Origin of the sequence: Spirillospora sp. NPDC049652 (assembly GCF_040675125.1) — a bacterium.
Lineage (GTDB): Bacteria > Actinomycetota > Actinomycetes > Streptosporangiales > Streptosporangiaceae > Spirillospora.
This window is the reverse complement of the sequence record NZ_JBFAOF010000531.1, coordinates 1-5,007: the sequence shown is the minus strand read 5'-3', so window position 1 is coordinate 5,007 and position 5,007 is coordinate 1. Positions and strand designations below refer to the sequence as shown.

5 protein-coding genes are annotated in these 5,007 nt (G+C 71.7%); 1 reads left to right on the top strand and 4 read right to left on the bottom strand.

The genetic code is table 11. The features are described 5' to 3' along the window. Both AB0J52_RS27060 and AB0J52_RS27055 read right to left on the bottom strand, forming a co-directional pair. Positions 1-566: sensor domain-containing protein (locus AB0J52_RS27060; protein ID WP_500185136.1), on the bottom strand; the 566-nt coding region annotated here is incomplete at its 3' end. Positions 567-657: 91 nt separating this feature from the next. Then, positions 658-1,458, bottom strand: coding sequence for a DedA family protein (locus AB0J52_RS27055; RefSeq protein ID WP_500185135.1), 801 nt, complete (start codon positions 1,456-1,458; stop codon positions 658-660). 349 nt (positions 1,459-1,807) lie between these two features. On the opposite strand from AB0J52_RS27055, the gene AB0J52_RS27050 reads away from it, so the two are divergent. After that, entirely contained in the window at positions 1,808-2,359 is a 552-nt protein-coding gene (locus AB0J52_RS27050) for a hypothetical protein (RefSeq protein ID WP_500185134.1), read from the top strand. A gap of 60 nt (positions 2,360-2,419) precedes the next feature. Here the strand turns inward: AB0J52_RS27050 and AB0J52_RS27045 are convergent, their stop codons facing one another. Both AB0J52_RS27045 and AB0J52_RS27040 read right to left on the bottom strand, forming a co-directional pair. After that, entirely contained in the window at positions 2,420-4,627 is a 2,208-nt protein-coding gene (locus tag AB0J52_RS27045; protein WP_500185133.1) for a molybdopterin-dependent oxidoreductase, read from the bottom strand. 22 nt (positions 4,628-4,649) lie between these two features. Continuing rightward, a partial coding sequence (locus AB0J52_RS27040) for a MarR family winged helix-turn-helix transcriptional regulator (protein ID WP_500185132.1) occupies positions 4,650-5,007 on the bottom strand: 358 nt, incomplete at its 5' end.

Below are 5,007 nucleotides of genomic sequence, written 5' to 3'. Positions count from 1 at the left end.
TCGTCCACGGCGGCGACGACCTCGGCGCGGCTCACCGCCAGTTCGGCGACGCGCCGCCGGTACTCCTCCAGCCGGTCGGGGCCGAGGAACCGGGTGGCCAGCCGCCGTTCGGTCGCCGCGACCCCGGCGAGGCCCTGCGTGGCCAGGAACGCCAGGACGACGCCGACGAGCGCGAAGTATCCGACGATCGCGGGCGAGGAGGGGATGCCGTCCAGGTGCCGTCCGGTGATCCACCAGCCGACGGCGAGCCGGATCCCCGCCACCGCGCCCGTCCCGCAGAGCAGGAGGATCACGCCTCCGAGCAGCCCGATGGGCGCTCGGGCGAGCAGGTGGGCCGAGAGGCGGCGGGGGTCCTGGTCGGTGATCGGGACGTCCGCGCCGAGGAACGCGCGGAGTCGGCGGCGTTCGAGCTCCGCCAGCGTCCGCGCGGATCCGGCATGGAGCAGGACGGGGGCCAGGAGGAGGGTGAGGACGGCCGTCGCGGTGCCGAGTGCCAGGCCGGCGACGGCCTTGCCCAGGGCGCGGGCGGCTGTTCGCCAGGTTCTAGTGCGCCGGACTTCCGCCATGTTCGCTTCTCGATCTAGAGCTGGTCGGGCTGAGGCTGGTCGGTCCGGAGCTGGTCGGGCTGAGGCTGGTCGGGCTGGAATGGGACGTTCCTCAAGCTCGGCGGGACGGCGGGAGGTCGTGCGGAGGGTTCGTCCGGAGGTGTCCGGCGTCCCGGGGGTGGCCGCATGCGTGGCGGCCTCGGCCGGGGGCCTGGACGGGAAGGTCGGGTCGGGTGATGTCGGCGTTCTGGACATTCTCGCCGGAACGGCGATTCCGGACGATCCGGAATGCCAGGAACACCACGGCGGCCAGTGCCACGACCACCAGGACGGCCTTGCTGTAGACGCCGACGTACTCCTCGACCAGGTGCCAGTTGTCGCCGAGCCAGTAGCCGGACATGACGAACAGGGTGTTCCAGAGGGCGCTGCCCAGCGTCGTCAGCACCAGGAAGGACCCCACCGGCATCCCCTCCACCCCGGCGGGAACGGAGATCAGGCTGCGGAAGATCGGGATCATCCGTCCGAAGAACACCGCCTTGGCGCCGTGCCGGGCGAACCACGCCTCGGTCCGGTCCAGGTCGTCCACCTTCACCAGCGGCAGCCGGTCGACGATGGCCCGCACCCGGTCGCGGCCGATCGCGCCACCGATCCCGTAGAGGACCAGCGCCCCCATGACCGAGCCGTGGGTCGTCCACACCAGCGCCGCGACCAGGCTCATCTCGCCGCGCGCTGCCGTGAAGCCGGCCAGGGGCAGGATCACCTCGCTGGGCAGCGGCGGAAACAGGTTCTCCAAAGCGATCGCTATCCCCGCGCCCGGGGCGCCGAGGCGTTCCATCAGGTCGGTGGCCCAGCCGGTGATCCCGCCTTCGCCCGCGGCGGCGGCCGCCACCGTCCATCCCGTCGTCTGCGTCATGATCACTACGCTAGGAAGAACGGCGGCGGCGCACCATGAGGCGCACCACCCGCTCCCCTGCGGTTCTCGACACCTCCCGACCTGCGGAAAACCCCACCCCGCCGGGTGGGACGGCCGGGTGGCGCGGTGCCGCCGGATGCGCGGCGCGGCGTGGTGGCAATTGAACCGTCTGGCGGGGTTAAGGACCGAGATGGGCGGAGTTTCGGTCATCGTCCCGGCAAGATCGGAATTCCACCGGCCGGTGTGATCGACTTTTCCGATAACTCTCTTTCCGATAGCGTTCGCTCGGCTTTGTGAAGTGAATTCATGATCCGACTTCCCCGCAACACGATCATGAAAGGATTCCGCGATGGTCTTGGCCGTGATCGTGATCGCCGGCCTGCTGACGCTGCTGGCCACGCTGCGGCTCGCCACCCCCCGCCCGAAACCGGACGCCGCCGCGGGCGAGTCGGCCGGGGCCGCGGGCGAGGCGGCCGCGGCCGCGCGCGGCGGGCAGGCGGCCGGGGCCGCGCTCAGGGGCCATCCGGAGTCGCTGACCGCCGAGCTGGAACCTGCCGCGGAGGAGTACCTCGCCTGGCTCGCCGACCACCACTGGCCCGCCGACGACTACCTCGACCTGGAGCAGCAGTGGCGGCACGAGCTCGGCCTGCTCGACCTCGCCGAGGTCCCGCACTGCCCGAGCTGCCTGCTCCGCCGGGAGGACGTGTGGCCCTGCCCCCGCTGCGGGCGGCTGCTGCACTCGTCCTGCGGGCACGGCATGCGCCGCCGTCCGGTCGCCGAGCCGTACCACGCCCTCGGCCTCGGCGCCGATCCCGAGGCGGTGGTGGCCGAGTGGATCTGCACCGGATGCGCCTCGGTGGTGGGTCTCGACGTCGAGAACGACAGTGATCCGCTTTCCTGAGCGATCAATTGCCAAGGTAAAGAGTTAACCAAGAGGGCCGGTTTCGGACTCGGACGTTCATTAATTCCCAATGTCCGAAACCGGGGGCGCCGTTGGCGCCCCGCTGTCCTCCGTGTTCGATTCCCGCACCACCGCCCCCACCTTCACCGGGATCCCGTTCAGGCGGGCCATGCCGGCCAGTTTCTCCAGGTCATCCGGGTTTGGAGAGGCCAGGACGTTGACGTTCGCGCCGCCCCCCGCCGTCGCGACACGCCATCCGCCGCCCTCATGGCCCCAGCCGTGCGGGACGGCCACCACACCGGGCGCGACCTCGTCCGTAATGGCGACCGGGAGCCGGATCGTCCCGTGCTCAGAAGTGATCTCGCAGAGAGCGCCGTCCTCGATGCCGTGACGTGCGGCGTCCTGGGGGTGCAGGCGCGCGGTGTGTGTACGCGCGCGCATGAGGGACGGCGCGTTGTGCATCCACGAGTTGTGCGAGCGCGGTTCGCGGAGGCCGATCAGGCGGAGCGGCAGATCCCCGGAAGCCGGCGGGGCGGCCCGCAGGCGCTCGATCTCGGAGACGATCTCGTCCGGAGCGAGGTGGACACGCCGGTCCGGGTGGGCGACGCGGCGGCGCAGCCGTCCGGTCGGCTGATGGTCGGCCAGGACGATCCCGTGCGGGTGTTTCCGGAGTTTCCGGAAATTGAGCCCGCCCGGTCGCAGCCCGAACAGGTCGCCGCGCGGACCGGAGCGCAGCAGCGCGTCCACCATCAGCCGCGGGGACGGCCGGAGGCCCAGCCGGTGCGCGAGCCGCTGCGGCCCGGAGGCGCCGATGCCCATCCCCATCCGCCGGGCGAGTTCGTCGATCACCTCCCACTCCTGCCGGGCCTCGCCGCGCGGCGGGACGACGGCCTCGGTCCAGGTGACGTAGGGGGTGAGGTAGTTCTGCAGGAACGGCAGCGGGAAGTCCTCGCGTTCGAGGAAGGTCGTCGCGGGCAGGACGTAGTCCGCCTTGCGGCCGGTCTCGCTGACGTACAGGTCGATGCAGACCAGCAGGTCGAGGTCGTCCAGGGCGGCGTCCAGAGCGGTCGCGCCGGGGACCGACAGCACCGGGTTGCCCGCCGAGACGATCAGCGCGCGCAGCCGTCCCGGCCCGGGTGTGGTGATCTCCTCGGCCATGATCCCGGCGGGGAAGGTGCCGAGGACGTCCGGGAAGCCGCCGATCCGCGAGCGGGTGCGCCCGTAGGTGCCGAGGCCGGAAAGTCTGACGATCTCGTCCACCGGCAGCGGCGACTCGCCGAAGACCGCGCCGCCCGGCCGGTCCAGATTGCCGGTCGCCGCGTTGACGGCGTCGATCAGGAAGGCGACGAGCGTGGCGTGCGTCCCGAGGCAGGTTCCGGTCCGTCCGTAAACGACGGCCCGCGGCGCGGCCGCGAGGTCGTGCGCGAGGTCCCGCACGGTGTCCGGGGCCACGCCGCTGTGAGCCGCGGTCCGCTCGGGCGGAAAGTCGCGGGCGAGACCGCGCAGGGTCGCCACCCCGCGCGCCTGGCGTGTGCACGTGTCGAGATCGGCCAGTCCGTCCTCGAACAGCACGTGGAGCAGGGAGAGCAGGAACCAGGCGTCGCCGTCCGGCGCGATCGGCAGATGCTCGAAGGCCCGGGCGGTCTCGGTGCGGCGCGGATCGCCGACGACGACGCGTCCGCCCCGCTTGACGATCCCCTTCAGGCTCTCCCGGATGCGCGGAACGCTGACCAGGCTCCCGTGCGAGACGAGCGGGTTCGCGCCGAGCATCAGCAGGAAATCGGTCCGGTCGATATCGGGCAGCGGGACGAGATGCGGCGAGCCATAGAGCAGGGCACTCGCGACGAACCGGCTGTTGGTGTCCTGCGATCCGGCCGAGTACAGGTGCGGTGAGCCGAGGGCGCGCATGAACCCGTTGAGCCACAGCGGATGGGTGTAGGAGAAGGTCGCCGGATTGCCGAAGTACCAGCCGATCGAGTCGCCGCCGTGCCCGCGCCGCAGGACGTTCAGCCTCCGCGCGATGTCACCCAGCGCTTCGTCCCAGGTCACAGGGGCGAAGCCGCCGTCAGGCCTTCGCCGCAGCGGCTGCACGACCCGGTCGGGATCGTTCTGCACCTCGGTCATCGCGATGCCCTTGGGGCAGGCGAAGCCGCGCGACAGCGGATGGTCCCGGTCGGCGCGGATCGCGGTCACGACGCCGTCCTCGACGGTCGCCGTCAGCCCGCAGAGGGGCTCGCAGATCCGACAGTAAGTGACTGCTTCTGCCATGGGACGATTCTGCCCCCGTCGCTCACTCGGCGGCGTTGTACCGGAGCAGGTATCCGGCGAAACGGGCCAGATCATCGTCCGACCAGTCCTGGAGCCGCTCGGTGATCGCCACATGCCGGCGGCGGACGGCCTCCTCCAGCAGCGCGCGCCCGGCCTCCGTCGGCGCGAGCCGCTGTCCGCGCCCCTGGCCGGGATCGGCGTGCCGCTCGACCAGCCCGAGCCGTTCGAGCGCCGCGACCTGGCGGCTGACCGTGGACTTGTCGAGCAGGAAGTAGTCGGCGAGGTCGACCGCGCGGCACCCGCCGGTGTCGGTCAGATGGCTGAGCAGGCTGTAGGCGACCAGGCTCAGCTCCGGGTGCGAGCGCCCGGCGATCGCCCGC

Coding starts and splice junctions, on each gene's coding strand:
- AB0J52_RS27055 (WP_500185135.1), bottom strand. CDS start 1,458: ATGACGCAGACGACGGGATGGACGGTGGCGGCCGCCGCCGCGGGCGAA.
- AB0J52_RS27050 (WP_500185134.1), top strand. CDS start 1,808: ATGGTCTTGGCCGTGATCGTGATCGCCGGCCTGCTGACGCTGCTGGCC.
- AB0J52_RS27045 (WP_500185133.1), bottom strand. CDS start 4,627: ATGGCAGAAGCAGTCACTTACTGTCGGATCTGCGAGCCCCTCTGCGGG.